General features: G+C 71.3%; 16 protein-coding genes. 10 read left to right on the top strand and 6 right to left on the bottom strand.

Annotated features, from left to right (window positions below; all coding sequences use genetic code 11):
* Together EV385_RS30285 and EV385_RS30290 are read right to left on the bottom strand one after the other, a co-directional pair.
* Complete coding sequence (locus EV385_RS30285; RefSeq protein ID WP_165449660.1) at positions 1–1599, bottom strand: acyl-CoA carboxylase subunit beta; 1599 nt, start codon at positions 1597–1599, stop codon at positions 1–3.
* On the bottom strand, positions 1596–3302 hold the full coding sequence (locus tag EV385_RS30290; RefSeq protein WP_130512553.1) for an acyclic terpene utilization AtuA family protein: 1707 nt from the start codon (positions 3300–3302) through the stop codon (positions 1596–1598). The genes EV385_RS30285 and EV385_RS30290 overlap by 4 nt, the downstream gene beginning before the upstream one ends.
* A 78-nt stretch (positions 3303–3380) precedes the next feature.
* Here EV385_RS30290 and EV385_RS30295 point away from each other — a divergent pair, with 78 nt between their 5' ends.
* The gene (locus tag EV385_RS30295; protein WP_130512554.1) at positions 3381–4526 is read left to right on the top strand and encodes an acyl-CoA dehydrogenase family protein; all 1146 of its coding nucleotides are present in this window, start codon (positions 3381–3383) and stop codon (positions 4524–4526) included.
* 56 nt (positions 4527–4582) lie between these two features.
* On the opposite strand, the gene EV385_RS30300 is transcribed toward EV385_RS30295, so the two are convergent.
* Positions 4583–5527, bottom strand: a complete 945-nt coding sequence (locus EV385_RS30300; protein WP_130512555.1) for a hypothetical protein — start codon at positions 5525–5527, stop codon at positions 4583–4585.
* Between the two features lie 248 nt (positions 5528–5775).
* Between EV385_RS30300 and EV385_RS30305 the strand changes: the two genes are divergently transcribed.
* The 7 genes from EV385_RS30305 to EV385_RS30335 all read left to right on the top strand — a co-directional run bounded on the left by EV385_RS30305 (position 5776) and on the right by EV385_RS30335 (position 12862).
* Positions 5776–6840: an ABC transporter ATP-binding protein gene (locus tag EV385_RS30305; RefSeq protein ID WP_207230013.1), complete on the top strand. Its 1065-nt coding sequence runs from the start codon at positions 5776–5778 to the stop codon at positions 6838–6840.
* Entirely contained in the window at positions 6833–7936 is a 1104-nt protein-coding gene (locus EV385_RS30310; protein WP_130512556.1) for an ABC transporter ATP-binding protein, read from the top strand. Before EV385_RS30305 ends, EV385_RS30310 begins: the two co-directional genes overlap by 8 nt.
* On the top strand, positions 7933–8826 hold the full coding sequence (locus EV385_RS30315) for a carbohydrate ABC transporter permease (RefSeq protein WP_207230014.1): 894 nt from the start codon (positions 7933–7935) through the stop codon (positions 8824–8826). Before EV385_RS30310 ends, EV385_RS30315 begins: the two co-directional genes overlap by 4 nt.
* A gap of 3 nt (positions 8827–8829) precedes the next feature.
* On the top strand, positions 8830–9702 hold the full coding sequence (locus EV385_RS30320; RefSeq protein WP_242625161.1) for a carbohydrate ABC transporter permease: 873 nt from the start codon (positions 8830–8832) through the stop codon (positions 9700–9702).
* A 2-nt stretch (positions 9703–9704) separates the two neighbouring features.
* Positions 9705–9980 (top strand): DUF2160 domain-containing protein, encoded by a 276-nt coding sequence (locus EV385_RS30325; RefSeq protein WP_130512557.1) that lies wholly within the window; start codon positions 9705–9707, stop codon positions 9978–9980.
* A gap of 22 nt (positions 9981–10002) precedes the next feature.
* Positions 10003–11766, top strand: a complete 1764-nt coding sequence (locus EV385_RS30330; protein WP_207230015.1) for an ABC transporter substrate-binding protein — start codon at positions 10003–10005, stop codon at positions 11764–11766.
* An 88-nt stretch (positions 11767–11854) separates the two neighbouring features.
* The gene (locus EV385_RS30335; RefSeq protein WP_130512558.1) at positions 11855–12862 is read left to right on the top strand and encodes a sugar-binding transcriptional regulator; all 1008 of its coding nucleotides are present in this window, start codon (positions 11855–11857) and stop codon (positions 12860–12862) included.
* Between the two features lie 12 nt (positions 12863–12874).
* On the opposite strand, the gene EV385_RS30340 is transcribed toward EV385_RS30335, so the two are convergent.
* Positions 12875–13441, bottom strand: a complete 567-nt coding sequence (locus EV385_RS30340; RefSeq protein ID WP_130512559.1) for a TetR/AcrR family transcriptional regulator — start codon at positions 13439–13441, stop codon at positions 12875–12877.
* Between the two features lie 78 nt (positions 13442–13519).
* Between EV385_RS30340 and EV385_RS30345 the strand changes: the two genes are divergently transcribed.
* A complete protein-coding gene (locus tag EV385_RS30345; protein ID WP_130512560.1) occupies positions 13520–14101 on the top strand; it encodes a dihydrofolate reductase family protein in 582 nt (193 codons plus the stop codon).
* 30 nt (positions 14102–14131) lie between these two features.
* Here the strand turns inward: EV385_RS30345 and EV385_RS30350 are convergent, their stop codons facing one another.
* Positions 14132–14830, bottom strand: a complete 699-nt coding sequence (locus tag EV385_RS30350; RefSeq protein ID WP_130512561.1) for a type 1 glutamine amidotransferase domain-containing protein — start codon at positions 14828–14830, stop codon at positions 14132–14134.
* Between the two features lie 127 nt (positions 14831–14957).
* On the opposite strand from EV385_RS30350, the gene EV385_RS30355 reads away from it, so the two are divergent.
* Positions 14958–15863 carry a LysR family transcriptional regulator gene (locus EV385_RS30355; protein ID WP_130512562.1) on the top strand — a complete coding sequence of 302 codons (906 nt, stop codon included), beginning with the start codon at positions 14958–14960 and terminating at the stop codon, positions 15861–15863.
* A 22-nt stretch (positions 15864–15885) separates the two neighbouring features.
* On the opposite strand, the gene EV385_RS30360 is transcribed toward EV385_RS30355, so the two are convergent.
* Positions 15886–16341, bottom strand: a complete 456-nt coding sequence (locus EV385_RS30360; RefSeq protein ID WP_130512563.1) for a DUF6069 family protein — start codon at positions 16339–16341, stop codon at positions 15886–15888.
* Between the last annotated feature and the right edge of the window lie 31 nt (positions 16342–16372).

The following is a 16372-nucleotide window of genomic DNA, read 5'->3' on the forward strand; positions in this document are numbered from 1 at the left end:
TCACATCCGGAAGACGCCGAAGGCGTCGGTGCCCCGCACCGGCGCGGTGTGGATGGCCGACAGCGCCACGCCGAGCACGTCGCGGGTGTCGCGGGGGTCGATGATGCCGTCGTCGTAGATCAGCCCCGACAGCACCAGCGGCATCGCCTCGGCGGAGATCTGCTGCTCGATCATGTGCCGTACCACCTGCGCGCCGTCCTCATCGAACGGTTTGCCCTGCGCCAGCGCCGACGCCCGGGACACCAGGTACGTGACGTCGGCGAGCTGCTGGGCGCCCATCACCGCCGACCGCGCGCTCGGCCACGCGAAGACGAACCGCGGATCGTACGCCCGCCCGCACATCCCGTAGTGCCCGGCGCCGTACGAGTTGCCGATGAGCACCGAGACGTGCGGGACGGTCGAGTTGGACACCGCGTTGATCATCATGGCGCCGTGTTTGATGATGCCGCCCTGCTCGTACTCGGCGCCGACCATGTAGCCGGTGGTGTTGTGCAGGAACACCAGCGGGGTGGCGGAGGAGTTGGCGAGTTGGATGAACTGGGCGGCCTTCTGCGCCTCCGCGCTGAACAGCACCCCACGGGCGTTGGCCAGAATGCCCACCGGATAGCCGTGCAGCCGCGCCCACCCGGTCACCAGCGACGTGCCGTACAACGGTTTGACCTCGTCGAAGTCGCTGTCGTCGACGATGCGGGCGATCACCTCGCGGGGATCGAACGGTGCCTTCAGGTCGGGCGGCACGATCGACAGCAGCTCCTCGGCCGGATACCGGGGCGCGCGCGGCACCGCGGTCACCGGGCCGGACGCCTTGCGCCAGTTCAGCCGGGCGACGATCGAGCGCCCGATCCGGATGGCGTCCGGCTCGTCGCGGGCGTAGTGGTCGGCCAGCCCGGACACCCGGGCGTGCATCTCGGCGCCGCCCAGGGACTCGTCGTCGGACTCCTCCCCGGTGGCGGCCTTGACCAGCGGCGGACCGGCGAGGAACACCTTGGACCGCTGCTCGATCATCACCACGTGGTCGCTCATCCCCGGCAGGTACGCGCCTCCGGCCGTGGAGTTGCCGAACACCAGCGCGATCGTGGGGATCCCGGCCGCCGACAGCTGGGTGAGGTTGCGGAACACCGCACCGCCCGGGATGAAGACCTCCTTCTGGGTGGGCAGGTCGGCGCCGCCCGACTCGACCAGGGAGATCACCGGCAGCCGGTTCTGCCGGGCGATGTCGTGCATGCGCAGGGTCTTCTTCAGCGACCACGGGTTGCTGGACCCGCCCTTGACTGTCGGGTCGTTCGCGATCAGCAGGCATTCCACGCCGCTGACCACGCCGATCCCGGCCACCACGCTGCCGCCCACGGTGAACGCGGAGCCGTACCCGGCCAGCGCGGCCAGCTCCAGGAACGGCGCGTCCGGGTCGAGCAGCAGCTCGATGCGTTCCCGGGCGGTGAGCTTGCCCCGGGAATGGTGGCGCTCGACCGCCTTGGCGCCGCCGCCCGCCACGGCCTGGGCGGTCTGCGCGGCCACCTCATCGAGGGCGCCGAGCATGGCCTGCCGCGCGGCGCGGGCGTCGCCCGTGGTGGTGTCGAGTGTGGACCGCAGGATCGTCACGGTGCCTCCAACAACGATTCGGGGATCTCGACGTGCCGCGCGCGCAGCCACTCGCCGAGCCCTTTGGCCTGCGGGTCGAAGCGCGCCTGGTAGGCCACGCCCGCGCCGAGCAGCCCTTCGATGACGACGTTGACCGCGCGCAGATTCGGCAGCCGGGTGATCCGTACGGGCAGCCGTGCCGCCTCGGGCAGCAGCTCCCGGACGGTGTCCTCGGTGATCAGCGCCGCCAGCCACGGGTACGCCGCGTCGTCGCGCACCCACAGGCCCACGTTGGCGTCCCCGCCCTTGTCGCCGGAGCGGGCCCCGGCGACGGTGCCCAGCGGCAGCCGCCGGGTCGGGCCGGGCGGCCCGGGGTCGCGGGGGAGTGGCCCGGTCAGTGGTTCCAGGGCCCGGGTCTGCGACGGGGCGGCGATCGGCTCGACGGTCCCGTCCGGCAGCACCACCTCGTGCGCGGCGACGGACTGGGGCACGAACCCGGCCGTGTACACCCCGTACGGGTGGGCGCCGCCGGGTACGCCGGTGGCGAAGAACCCGGGGTAGGAGCCGAGCGCGAGCTCGACCGCGGTACTGGTGAACGCGCGCCCCGCCGTGGCCTCGTCCGGGTCGCGTGCCACGACCGTGAGCAGCGCCGACGCCTGTTGTTCGGTCGCGGCGTCCGGGGTGTCGAGCCGGGCCAGGGTCCAGCTCACCTCGGCGGGTTCGCGCGGGCAGGCGGCGGTGAACTGGCGGCGGAACAGCTCGGCCTTGGCCTCGATGTCCAGCCCGGTGAGCACCACGGTCAGCTCGTTGCGGTAGCCGCCGATCGCGGTGCGGCACACCTTGACCTCGGGGGGCGGGGCCTCACCGCGTACCCCGGTGATCTCGACCCGGTCCGGTCCGGCCTGGCGCAGCGACACCGTGTCGAGGCGGGTGGTGACGTCGGGGCCCGCGTAGCGGGCGTCGTCCACCTCGTACACGAGCTGGGCGGTGATGGTGCCGACGGTGACCGCGCCGCCGGTCCCGGGGTGTTTCGTGATGACGCTGGAGCCGTCGCGGGCGATCTCGGCGATCGGGAAGCCCGGCCGCAGCGGGTCGGCGACCTCGGTGAAGAACGCGTAGTTGCCGCCGGTGGCCTGGGTGCCGCACTCGATGACGTGACCGGCCACGGTGGCACCGGCCAGCGCGTCGAAGTCCGCGCGGTCCCAGCCGAAGTGGGCGATGGCCGGGCCGACGGCCAGGGACGCGTCGGTCACCCGGCCGGTGACCACGATGTCGGCCCCGGCGCGCAGGGCCCGCGCGATGCCGAACGCCCCCAGGTAGGCGTGGGCGCCCAGCGGCGAGCCGAGCCCGAGGTCGCGGGCCCGCGCGGTCAGGTCGTCGCCGCGGACCAGCGCGATCCGCGGGCTCAGGCCGTGGCGCGCGGCCAGCTTCTCGATCGCGGTGACCAGCCCGGCCGGGTTGACCCCACCGGCGTTGGTGACCAGCCGCACGCCGCGGTCGAGGGCCAGCGCGAGGCAGTCGTCGAGCTGGGCGAGGAACGTACGGGCGTAGCCGGTCGCGGGGTCCTTCATCCGGTCCCGGCCGAGGATGAGCATGGTCAGCTCGGCGAGGTAGTCGCCGGTGAGCACGTCGAGCGCGCCGCCCTCCAGCATCTCCCGCATGGCCGCCAGCCGGTCCCCGTAGAAGCCGGAGCTGTTGCCCACCCGCAGCACGTCAGGGTCCATGACACGTGACACTGGCACAGCCGAGAAAAACAAGCAAGCGTGCTTGTTTTCCCGGCGCGCCGTCGATACCGTCGACGGATGCGGCTCACCGAGGACCACCGCGCGTTCGCCGACACCGTTCGCCGGTTCGTCGACACCGAGATCAACCCGTACGTCGACCAGTGGGAGGCGGCCGGGCGCGCGCCGCTGCACGACGTGTTCGCAAAGGCCGCCGCGCTCGGCCTGCTCGGCCTCGAATACGACGCGGCGTACGGGGGCGAGGGCGCCGAGCACAGCTTCCAGCTCGTCGCCGCCGAACAGTACGGGCGGATGCACGCCACCGGCATCGGCATGGCCATCGGCGTCCAGGCGATGATGGCCACCCCGTCCCTGCACGAGTACGGGACACCGGAGCTGAAACGGGACTACCTCGCCCCCGCCATCGCGGGCACCGCGGTCACCGCGATCGCCGTGACCGAACCCGACACCGGCTCCGACGTCTCGCGCCTGCGTACCCGCGCGGTCCGCGACGGCGACGACTGGGTGATCACCGGCCGGAAGGTGTACATCACCAACGGGGCCCAGGCCGACTGGCTCTGCCTGCTGGCCCGCACCTCGGACGAGGGCGGCTACCGGGGCATGTCCCAGATCGTGGTGCCCACGGACTCGCCCGGCTTCACCGTGGCGCGCACTTTCGACAAGCTCGGCAACCGCTGCTCCGACACCGCCGAGCTGGTGCTGGATTCGGTGCGGGTGCCGGTGGCCAACACGATCGGCGAGGTGGGGCGCGGCTTCCAGCAGCAGATGCGGCAGTTCGTCCTGGAGCGGATGTTCGCCGCGTACTCCACCGTCGGGCAGTGCCAGTACGCCCTCGACCGCACCCGCGCGTACGTCACCGAGCGTTCCGTCTTCGGCCGCCCCCTGGCCGACCGCCAGTACGTCGCGTTCCGGCTCACCGAGCTGCAGGCCGAAGTGGACCTGCTGCGCAGCCACAACCTGCAGGCGTGCGAGGCGCACATGGCCGGCGAGGACATCACCCGGATGGCCACCGTGGCCAAGCTCAAGGCGGGCCGCCTGGTCCGGGAGGTCGCGGACTACTGCCTGCAACTGCACGGCGGCACGGGCTACCTGGAGGAGACCTGGACCGCCCGCCTGCTGCGCGACACCCGCCTGACCTCGATCGGCGCGGGCGCCGACGAGGTCATGCTGCAGGTCCTCGCCCGCCTGGACGGCCTGCCCGCCTGATCCTGGCGTTCAACCGTGGGCGCCGTCTGCGCCCCGGCGGCCAGCGCTGTCGGCGGTCACGGTTGGAGCAGGTGGTGGCGCGCCCGGGCCAGTTCGGCCAGCCGCGCCTGGGCCGTGGAGGTCCGGGCCGCCACGTCGTGGTGCACGGCGCCCAGCGTCCGCAGCGACTCGTCGACGTTGTGCAGGGCCTGCTTGATGTGGCCGCGCACCGTCAGGTCGGTGAAGATGTTGTCGAACCACACGTCCGCGAACCGGGTGGTGCGCCGCACGCCGACCTCGCCCATCGACCGGACCAGGCCCACGTCGGCCAGCTCGCCGCGCAGCACCGCGAGGCACCGGTCCGCGTACGCGGCGGCGGCCGCGGCCTGGTCCAGCCGGTGGTGCTTGAACGAGCTGGCCAGCACCCCGCCGCCGAGGAAGGTGTCGTACGCCGACCAGCCCGCGGCGCCGTCCAGCTGACGCCGCACCTCGAGCAGGGCCCGGTGGGCGGCCTCCCCGGCCCGCCGCGCCTCGTGCAGCTCGCGCAGTTCCGCCTCGGTGCGTCCCCGCTGTTCGGCCAGCTCCATCAGGTGGGCCGCCAGGGGGCCACCGGCCGCGTGGACGTAGCGTTCCTTCTCGTCGACCGTGGCCGCGAACCGGGCGGGAACGTCGGCCAGCTCCGCCAGCCGGGCCTCGACGGCCGCCAGTTCACGCCCGATCGCGTCGAGCCGGTCCTGCGCCTCGGCCGCCCGGTAGCGGGCCGCACCGGCCTCGGCGCGCTCGCGGACCAGTGCGTCCTGCCGGTAGCGGGCGCCGCGCAGCGCGACCCACACCCGGGTGAGGGACAGGCCCTCCAGGCGGTCCACGTCGCGCTGTTCGAGCGCGTGGCGCCGAAGCAGGGCCTCGAGCGCGGCGGCCTGCACGTCGCGGTGCCCCCGCAACGAGGTGCGCCGGGCGAGCAGGATCTCGCGTTCGCGCCCCAGCTCGGCCAGCCGGGCCAGGCGTTCCTCGATGTCGGACACCCCTTCATTCGATCATGCGGGGGCAACCGCCCGGCGGACGCGTTGAGCCCGGTCCACGAATAACGCATTGTCGTGAGTGAATGGGAGGTGCACAGGAATGCAGATCATGACCCGGGGTCGTGCACGTATTTTCACCGCGATTGCCCTCGCGCCGAAACAGCTCCTAGGCTGAGGCGCCACGACGGTAAAGATCAGACTCCGAGCAGGGAGGATCGCATGCCGTGGCGCTCATTCTCGACCATGTCCACGTGCGACAACGCGCGGAGGTCTGGCTGCACGAGCTGAACCTCGAACTGCCCGCCGGGCTGACCGTACTCCTCGGGCCGGCGACCGCCGGAAAGACGACGTTGATGCGGGTCGTGGCGGGACTGCTGGCACCCACGGCCGGGCGGATCGTCGTCGGCGGCGTGGACGTCACGCGGCTCTCGGTCCGCAAGCGTTCCGTCGCCTTCGTCTATCAGCAGTTCATCAACTATCCCTCGCTGTCGGTGTACGAGAACATCGCCTCCCCGCTGCGGCTCGCCCGCGAATTCCCCACGGCCGGGATCGACGGCCGGGTCCGCGACATCGCCGCGCTCATGGGCATTGAGGCGCTGCTCGACCGCAGGCCCGCCGAGCTGTCCGGCGGCCAGCAGCAGCGCACCGCCATCGCCCGCGCGCTCGCCCGGCCGGCCGACGTGCTGCTGCTGGACGAGCCGCTGGCGAACCTGGACTACAAGCTGCGCGAACAGCTGCGCGCCGACCTCAAGGACATGTTCACCGACGCCCCGGGGGTGGTGCTCTACGCCACCGCCGATCCAGCCGAGGCGCTGAGCTTCGCGGCGCCCACCGTCGTCCTGGGCGAAGGGCGCGTGCAGCACGTCGGCGACGTCGCCGACGTGTACGAGCAGCCGCCGACGCTGGCGGTCGCGGCGACGCTCAGCGACCCCCCGCTGAACCGCCTGCCCGGGACCGTCCACGACGACCGGATCAGCTGCCTCGGCGCCTCCCTCCCGCCGCCGCCCGCCGCCACCCCCGGCGCGGAGGTCACCCTCGGCGTGCGGCCGCACCACGTCACGGTCGAGCGCACCGGCCCGGACGATCTGGCGTTCCCCGCGGAGATCCGGCTGGCGGAGATGACCGGCAGCGACACGTTCCTGCATCTCGTCCTGTCCGACCGGCGGCATCTGGTCGCCCAGCTGCCCGGCACGCACCGGTTCACCCCGGGCGAGCAGGCGGTGGCGTACGTGGACCCGGCGCGCGTCCTGGTCTTCGACGACACCGGGGCACGCCTGCCCGCCCGACCGGCGGCGGAGGCCGAACCGCATGGTTGACATCCACCTGGAGGGCGTGGGCCACAGCTACGACGGCGGCCGGAGCTGGGCACTGCGCCCGATGACCCGGACCTGGCGCTCGGCCCGCGCGTACGCGCTGCTCGGGCCCAGCGGATGCGGCAAGACGACCCTGCTGAACATCATGTCGGGGCTGCTGCGGCCGACCGTGGGCCGGATCTACTTCGGGGACCGCGAGGTCACCACGATGCCCACGGCGGCCCGCAACATCGCCCAGGTCTTCCAGTTCCCGGTCCTCTACGAGGGCATGTCGGTCTACGACAACCTCGCCTTCCCGCTGCGCAACCGGAGGTATCCCAAGGCCGAGGTCGACCGGCGGGTGCGAACGGTCGCGCGGCTGCTCGGGCTGGACGACCAGCTGCACCGCCGGTCCCGGCGGCTGGATGCGGGGCGGCAGCAGATCGTCAGCCTGGGCCGCGGGCTGGTCCGCTCCGACGTGGCGGCCGTGCTGCTCGACGAGCCGCTCACGGTCGTCGACCCGGCGCTGAAGTGGACGCTGCGCAGCAAGCTCAAGGAGATCCACCGCGACACCGGGCACACGCTGGTCTACGTCACCCACGACCAGACGGAGGCCCTGACGTTCGCCGACGAGGTGGTGGTGCTCAAGGACGGCGCGGTCGTGCAGTCGGGGGAGCCGACCGAGCTGTTCCTGTCGCCGGCACACGAGTTCGTGGGCCATTTCATCGGCTCACCGGGGATGAACATGATTCCGGCCGAGGTCACCGGCGGCGTCGTCCGGGTCGGCGACACCACCGTCGGGCGTGCGGTGGGTGTCGACGGCGACCTGCCCGCCGGACCGGCGCGCATCGGCGTACGGCCCGAGTTCGTCCGGATCCCGGCCGCGCCCGCCGCGCCGGGCCTGCCGGCGCGGGTCACCGGCGTCGACCGGATGGGGGCGTACCACCTCGTGCGCGCCGACGTCGACGGGCACCCGCTGGTCGCCAAGGTGGACACCGGCTCCTGGTACGCACCCGGCAGCCTGGAGTACTTCCACTTCGCCCCGGACCGTGCGTTCCTGTTCCGCGACGCGGTCCGGTGCGGCGTGCTCGCCGCCGCAGGTGAGGCGGAGCGGCCGTGAGCGACACCCCGCGCGACGGGTCCGCGGACACGAGGCCGAAGGACAACCGGGCCTGGATCTTCGTGCTGCCGGTCGTGGCGTCGGTCGCCTTCACCGCGCTGATCCCGCTGATGACCGTGGTCAACTACTCCGTCCAGGACGTGTTCAGCCCGGACGACCGCATCTTCGTGGGACTCGAGTGGTACCGCTCCGTCACCCGCGACCAGGAGATCCGCGCGGCTTTCCTGCGTACGTTGCTGTTCTCGCTGCAGGTGCTGCTGCTGGAGATCCCGCTGGGGGTGGCCATCGCCGTGGCGATGCCACGCCGCGGCCGCGCGATGTCGGCGGCGCTGGTGGTCGTGGCGCTGCCGCTGCTCATCCCCTGGAACGTGGTGGGCACCATCTGGCAGATCTTCGCCCGTCCCGACATCGGGCTCGGCGGCTGGACGATCAACAGCGTGTTCGGTGTGGACTTCAACTACACGCTGGACTCCACCGACGCCTGGGTGACGGTCCTGCTGATGGACGTCTGGCACTGGACGCCGCTGGTGGCGCTGCTGGCGTACGCGGGCCTGCGCTCGATCCCCGAGCCCTACTACCAGGCGGCCCAGATCGACAGCGCCTCGGCCTGGGCGGTGTTCCGGCACATCCAGCTGCCCCGGCTGCGTGGGGTGCTGACCATCGCGATCCTGCTCCGGTTCATGGACAGCTTCATGATCTACACCGAGCCGTTCGTGGTGACCGGGGGTGGTCCCGGCAACGCCACGTCGTTCCTTTCCATCCTGCTGTCGAAGGTCGCCGTCGGGCAGTTCGACCTGGGTCCGGCGGGTGCGTTCTCGCTGCTGTACTTCCTGTTCGTGCAGGTCGTCTGCTTCGTCTTCTTCGTCGTGCTGACCAGAACCGGGAGGTGAGCGGTGGCCGTCACCGAACACGAGACCACGCGGGCCGCCCGGCGGGCCACGGCGGCTGAGCCACGCGTGCGGCGCCGGCTGCCGTGGGCCCGCACCGTCTTCTGGCTGTACGCGGCCACCCTGATGTTGCCGATCCTGTGGATGTTCGGGATGTCGATCCGGCCGAACGAGGACATCCTCGGCAGCTTCACCCTCATCCCCACGCAGGTGACGGCCGCCAACTACCGGACCTTCCTCACCGACGAGGTGTGGTATTCGAGCTACCTGAACTCCATCGTCTACACGTCGCTGAACGCGATGATGTCGCTGGTGGTGGCGATCCCGGCCGCGTACGCGTTCTCCCGCTTCCGGTTCGCCGGGGACAAGCACCTGTTCTTCTGGCTGCTGACGAACCGGATGGCGCCCGTGGCGGTGTTCCTGCTGCCGTTCTTCCAGATCTATCAGAGCGTGGGGCTGTTCGACACCCACCTGGGCGTGGCCATCGCGCACATGCTGTTCAACGTTCCGCTGGCGGTGTGGATCCTCGAAGGGTTCATGTCCGGCATCCCGCGCGAGATCGACGAGACGGCGGCGATCGACGGGTACTCACTGCCCCGCTTCTTCCTGCGGATCTTCCTGCCGCTGATCCGGTCGGCGATCGGCGTCACCGCGTTCTTCTGCTTCATGTTCAGCTGGGTCGAGCTGCTCATCGCCCGGACCATCACGTCGGTCGACGCCAAGCCGATCGCGGCCACGATGACCCGCACCGTGAGCGCGGCGGGGGTGGACTGGGGGCTGTTGGCCGCCGCCGGCGTGATGACCATCATCCCGGGCGCCGTCGTCATCTGGTTCGTCCGCAACTACATCGCCAAGGGCTTCGCCCTCGGGAGGGTCTGACCATGCTCGGCTGGATGGTCTGGACCGCGCCGACGGCCTCGGTCTTCCTCGGCCTGGCCGTGCTGCTGGCCGGGATGGGGGTGTGGGCCCGGCTGTCGCCCCCGGTGGCCCGGCGCGGCTTCCTGCGGATCGAGACCGACCGGGGCGACCGGCTCTACATCGGACTGATCACCGCCGCCGTCGTGCTGGCGGTGTGGCTGGCCGTCACCGACCTGTCGATGTGGCTGGCGGTGGCGTGCGCGCTGCTGGCCGTGGTCGTCATCGGGCGGTGGGGATGACATCACATCGAGAGGAGTCACCGTGCTACGACGATCTCTGGTAGCGTCGGTCGCCGCGCTCAGCCTGGTGCTGGTTGGCTGCACCGGCGGGGACGACGACACCCCCAAGAGCGACTTCAAGGTGGACGACGGCCGGGCGGCGGCCCGCCGGTGGGTCAGCGCCGAATTCACCCCCAGCACGCTGTCGCAGGCGGACCAGCTGGGGGAACTGGAGTGGTTCATCAAGGCGGCCGCGCCGTACCGGGGGATGCAGATCAACGTCGTCTCGGAGACGATCACGACGCACCAGTACGAGTCGCAGGTGCTGGCGAAGGCGTTCACAGAGATCACCGGGATCAAGGTCAAGCACGACCTGATCCAGGAGGGCGACGTCATCGAGAAGCTGCAGACCCAGATCCAGGGCGACAAGAACATCTACGACGCGTACGTCAACGACTCCGACCTGATCGGCACCCACTCCCGGGGGGACTACGTCGTCCCGCTGTCGGACTACATGACCGGTGAGGGCAGGGACGTCACCTCACCGACCCTCGACGTGAACGACTTCATCGGCACCAGCTTCACCACCGGCCCGGACAACAAGCTCTACCAGCTGCCCGACCAGCAGTTCGCGAACCTCTACTGGTTCCGCTACGACTGGTTCACCAATCCCGAGATCAGGAAGCAGTTCAAGGCGGCGTACGGCTACGACCTGGGCGTGCCGGTGAACTGGGCCGCGTACGAGGACATCGCCGACTTCTTCTCCCGCAAGGTCAACGGCAACGGCACCATCGACGGTAGGAAGGTCTACGGTCACATGGACTACGGCCGCAAGGACCCGTCGCTGGGCTGGCGTTTCACCGACGCGTGGCTGTCCATGGCGGGCAACGGCGACCCGGGCATCCCCAACGGCCTACCGGTGGACGACTGGGGCATCCGGGTGGAGAACTGCCGCCCGGTCGGCTCCTCGGTCAGCCGGGGCGGCGACACCAACGGCCCCGCCTCCGTGTACGCCCTGACCAAGTACGTCGAGTGGCTGAAGAAGTACGCGCCGCAGGAGGCGGCCGGGATGAACTTCAGCGAGGCCGGTCCGGTGCCCGCCCAGGGCAACATCGCGCAGCAGGTCTTCTGGTACACCGCGTTCACCGCCGACATGACCAAGAAGGGCCTGCCCGTGGTCAACGCGGACGGCACGCCGAAGTGGCGGATGGCGCCCAGCCCGCACGGCGCGTACTGGAAGAACGGCAACAAGCTCGGCTACCAGGACGCCGGCTCGTGGACCCTGCTGAAGAACACCCCGGCGAAGCGCCGCGCCGCCGCCTGGCTGTACGCGCAGTTCGTCACGGCCAAGACGGTGTCGCTGAAGAAGTCGATCACCGGCCTGACCTTCATCCGCGACTCCGACATCCGCAGCGACTACTTCACTCGCAACGCGAAGAACTACGGCGGGCTGATCGAGTTCTACCGGTCGCCCGCCCGCAAGCAGTGGACCCCCACCGGCACCAACGTGCCGGATTATCCGAAGCTCGCGCAGCTGTGGTGGCAGAACGTCGCGACCGCCGTCACGGGGGAGACCACCCCGCAGCAGTCGATGGACAACCTGGCCCGCCAGCAGGACGAGATCCTGGCCCGGCTGGAACGGCGCGGCTACGGCGGCGACTGCGCCCCCAAGCTGAACCCGGAGACCAGCGCGCAGTCCTGGTTCGACCAGCCGGGCGCTCCCGCGCCGAAGCTGGCGGACGAGCGCGGCCGCCCCGAGACGGTCGACTACGACAAGCTGCTGGCCAACTGGAAGGCCATCGGCTGACGCCCCCGGTTCCTATCTATTTACATCGATCTTTTTGACTACGCTGTCCCTAAGGAGGGTTGATCCGGCGATACCCGGCAAGGCAGGGATGGCAGAGACGCGGCGGGCGCTGGCCGTGACGGCGGCCCGGATGTACTACGGTGCGGGACAGTCCACTCAGGAGATCGCCGACTATCTGCGTGTCTCACGTTCCACGGTGTCCCGGCTGCTGGCGTTCGCCCGCGAGGCGGGGGTGGTGGAGGTGCGGGTGCACGAGACCCTCGACGCCTCCACCGGTCTCGCCGCCGACCTGGTGGCCCGGTATCCGCACGTGCGGTTCCAGGTCATCGGGGTGCATGCGGGCGCCAGCAGCGGCCGGGTCAACAACGCCGTCGCCCGGTACGCGGCCCACGCGGTCGCCGCCATGGTGGAGCCGGGCATGACGATCGGCATCGCCTGGGGCAACACGGTCAGCAGCTTCATCGACTACCTGAATCCCAAGCCGGTCAGCGACCTGCTGGTCGTCCAGCTCAACGGCGCCGGGAACGGGGTGAACTTCGGCCTCGCGTACGCCTCGGACATCGTCGTCCGGTTCGCCGAGAACTTCGCGGCCAGTCCGCACCTGTTCCCGGTGCCCGCGTTCTTCGACCACGCCGCGACCAAGGAGGCGCTCTGGAAGGAACGCAGCATCCGGCAGATCCTGGCCCTGCAGGAGAACGCCGACCTGCTGGTGTTCAGCACCGGCGCGCTGGTCGGCGACCCGGCCAGCCACATCTACACGGCCGGCTTCCTCAGCGACCGCGACGTCCGGGACCTGCGGGCCGCCGGGGTGGTCGGCGACATCGGTACGGTCTTCTTCGACCAGAAGGGCTCCGGCGACCTGCCGATCAACCGCCGCTCCAGCGGGCCCCCGCTGTCGCTGTACGCTCGCTCGCGCCGCTCGGTCTGCGTGGCGTCCGGGGCGGGGAAGGTCCCCGGGCTGGTCGCCGCGCTGTCCGCGGGCTACATCTCTGACCTGATCGTGGACAGCCGGACCGCCGCCGAGCTGCTGCGGCGGGCCGCGCCCGGTGCGAGCATCTCGGCGCCGGTGCGGCCGCGCCGGCGGGGAACGGGGTGACGATCGCCGGGTTCAGCGGACGAGCCGGTCCACGAACGCCACCACCGCGTCGTCCGGGGTGAGGTCCGCGCCGATCGAGGTCGTCAGCATGTCGAGCAGCAGGCCGTCCAGGGCGTAGTGCAGCAGGGCGATCTCGACCGCGCCGCCGGGCAGCCCGGTCGTGGCGTGGAACGCCACGTCCTCGCGGTAGCCGCCGCGCAGGGTCGCGCCGAGGCTCTCGGCCAGTTCGGGGCGCCGGGCCCCTTCCAGGCGCAGTTCGATCAGCGCGCGGGTCAGCTCGGGCTGTGCCGTGGTCCGCTCCACGATGTACCGCAGGTAGTCGACGAACAGTTCCCGGCCCGGCTCGCGCCGGGCGAGCCGGGCCAGTACCGCCTCGTCGGGCGCGAACCGCTCCATGATCCGTTCACCGAGGGCGCCGAGCAGGGCGTCGCGCGAGCGGAAGTAGTTGGAGGCGGTGCCGGTCGGCACGCCCGCCTCCGTGTCGACCGCGCGGTGGGTGAGGCCGCGCGCGCCCGAGTCCGCGAGCACGCGCAGCCCCGCGTCGGCCAGCAGGCGCCGGCGTTCGGGATTCCTTGCCATCGGAAAAGGCTATCGCACAAACCACTACAGGTGATGTACTTTGGTCCACGACAGCAATAGTGGTTCGGAGGGACTCCCATGCGAAAGCTCGTGTACTACGTGGCCGCCACGCTCGACGGATTCATCGCCGCACCGGACGGCAGCTGGGACTTCTTCGGCGCGCCGGACCCGGGGCTGATGGCGTACGTCACCGCGCGGTATCCGGAGACCCTGCCCACGGCGGTGCGCGAGCAACTCGGCGCCACCGGCCCCGCGCAGGTCTTCGACACCGTCGTCATGGGACGCGGCACCTACGAGCCGGCCCTGGCGGCCGGCGTCACCAGCCCGTACGCGCACCTCGACCAGTACGTCTTCTCCCGGACGCTGGATCCGGCGACCGATCCGGCCGTGACCGTCGTGGCCGACGACCCGGCGCCGTACCTGCGCGAACTCAAGCAGCGGCCGGGCAAGGACATCTGGCTGTGCGGCGGCGGCGCGCTGGCGGCCGCCCTCCGGGACGAGATCGACGAGTTCGTGATCAAACTCAACCCCGTGCTGGCCGGTGGGGGAGTCCCGCTGGTCGGCGGCCCGTTCGACGGGCGGCCGCTCACGCTGCTCGACACCACCGCGCTCGACGGGAGCGGCGTGCTGGTGCTGCGCTACGGCGTCGCGCCCCGATAGGACGGCCGACCGGCGGGGCCTCCCCGCGCCTCAGCCCAGGGCCTTCACCACCTGGTGCGCGGTGTCGGCGCTGGACTGCGGGTTCTGGCCGGTGATGACGTTGCGGTCCACGACGACCGTGCTCGACCACGCCGGCCCGGACTCGACGACGGCCCCGAGGCCCCGCAGCCGGCTCTCCACCAGGTACGGCGACGCGTCCTTGAGCCCGCCCTGCCCCTCCTCCTCATCGGTGAAGACGGTCAGCCGGCGTCCGGCGAAGGCGAAGGCCCCGTCCGCGCCGACCGCGCTGAGCAGTCCGGCGGGGCCGTGGCACAGCGCGGCGACGATCTTGCCGGAGCGGTCGGTGTCGGTCAGCAGCCGCCCGAGGTCAGCGTCGCGGGCCAGGTCCTGCATCGGGCCGTGCCCGCCCGGGAGGTAGACGCCGTCGTAGTCCGCGGCGTCTACCTCCGCGAGGACCAGCGGCCGGGCCAGCTGGTCGTCGAGGGACTCCAGGTACGCGCGGAACTCCGCGGCGGCCGCCTCCGGCACGCCACCGCGCTCGTCCAGGCTGATGGGATCGACGGTGGGTCGTACGCCCCCGGGGGTGGCGATGTCGACCTCGATGCCCGCTTCGCGCAGCGCCCGGTGGGAGGCCACCACCTCCTCGGCCCAGTAGCCGGTGGGGTGACTCGTGCCGTCGGCCAGCGTCAGGCTGTCCGCGCCCGTGATGACCATCAGGATCCTTGCCATGGCGGTCCCTCTTCCTTCCTCGTGCCGTTCACGGCCTGTGCCGTCGTACCCATGCAACCTCGCGCTCTTCGGAATTCCTCCCCGGGCCTGAGATCATCCATCAGAATTCTGATGGATGGAGGCTTGCGTGCCGGACCTCGACCTGTTGGCGACCTTCCTGGAGATCTACCGCAGCGGATCGCTCACGGCCGCGGCGGCGCGGCGCGGGCTGTCCCAGGCTGCCGTCAGCGGCCAGCTGGCACGCCTGGAACAGCAGGTCGGCCAGCGCCTGTTCGACCGGTCCCGGCGCGGTGCGGTGCCCACCGAACGGGCCCTTGATCTCGCCCGTCGGATCGGGACCCACATCGACGAGCTGCACCACGTGTTCGACGCGCCGCCCGAGGACCTGGCCGCCTACCGCGGCACGGTACGCCTGGCCGGCCCCTCGGATCTGCTGGCCATGCGCGTGATGCCGGTGCTCGCCCCGCTGGCGGTACGCGGGCTGCGGCTGAGGATCACCCTGGGTCTCGCGGAGGACCTGCTGGCGGTGCTGGCGGCCGGGAGCCTCGACATGGTGGTGTCCGCGGTGCGGCCGCCGCCGGGCACCGTGGTGGCCACGGCGTTCGCCGACGAGGAGTTCGTCCTGGTGGGCGCGCCCAGCCTGGCGCGCACGATCGATCCGGGCGCGCTGGCCACGGAACCGCTGCGGGCGCTGGCGCACCTGCCGCTCATCGCGTACGCGGAGGACCTGCCCATCATCCGCCGGTACTGGCGCAGTGAGTTCGGCCGCCGTCCACCCAATCCGGTCGCGATCACCATCCCCGACCTGCGTGCGACGCTGGCCGCCGTGGTGGCCGGCGCCGGGGTGTCGGTCCTGCCCCGGTACGTGGCGGAGCCGGCGCTCGCGGCCGGGTCGGTGGAGGTGCTGCACCAGCCGCAGGTGCCCCCGTTGAACACCCTGTACCTGGTGACCCGCGTCGGTGGCCTGGCCGCACCGGCGGTGGCCACGGTCCACCGTGCACTGACCGAGCGCTCGAACCACTGGGTGCTGTAGGCCCGTAGCCCCGGGACTCCGCTCAGCGCTGCCGGGTGGTCCGGGCCAGGCCGGGGATGATGATCAGCGCGGCGAGCAGGTGTTCGGCGGTCAGAACCAGCTTCGCGGCGCCGGTCTCGGCGCTCAGCGGGCCGAGTAGCGAGATCAGCAGGAACACGACGCCGACCGCGATGAAGATGGTGCGCGCCGCCGAGGTCACCCGTTCCAGGATCGCCAGCAGGGCCCAGGCGGCGAAACCGACGACCACGGTCGTGGTGACGACCCCGGACAGCGTGACCGTGCGGACGGCGTTGCCGGACTTCGCCTGCAGCGCGACGTCGAAGACCACGTGCGCCAGCAGCCACACCGCGGCCGTCGCGACGGTCGCCACCGCCACCGTGACCAGCCGCTGGACCGCCGTGGCGCGGCGTGTCCCAGCCGGGCTGGGGTCAACACCCGCGTCGGGCATCTGCCCGCCTCCCCGAGTCGATTCGTCCATGTCGATGGCGCGATCGTAGCGAAGGAGCCTG

Origin of the sequence: Krasilnikovia cinnamomea, assembly GCF_004217545.1 — a bacterium.
GTDB classification, from domain to species: Bacteria; Actinomycetota; Actinomycetes; order Mycobacteriales; family Micromonosporaceae; genus Actinoplanes; species Actinoplanes cinnamomeus.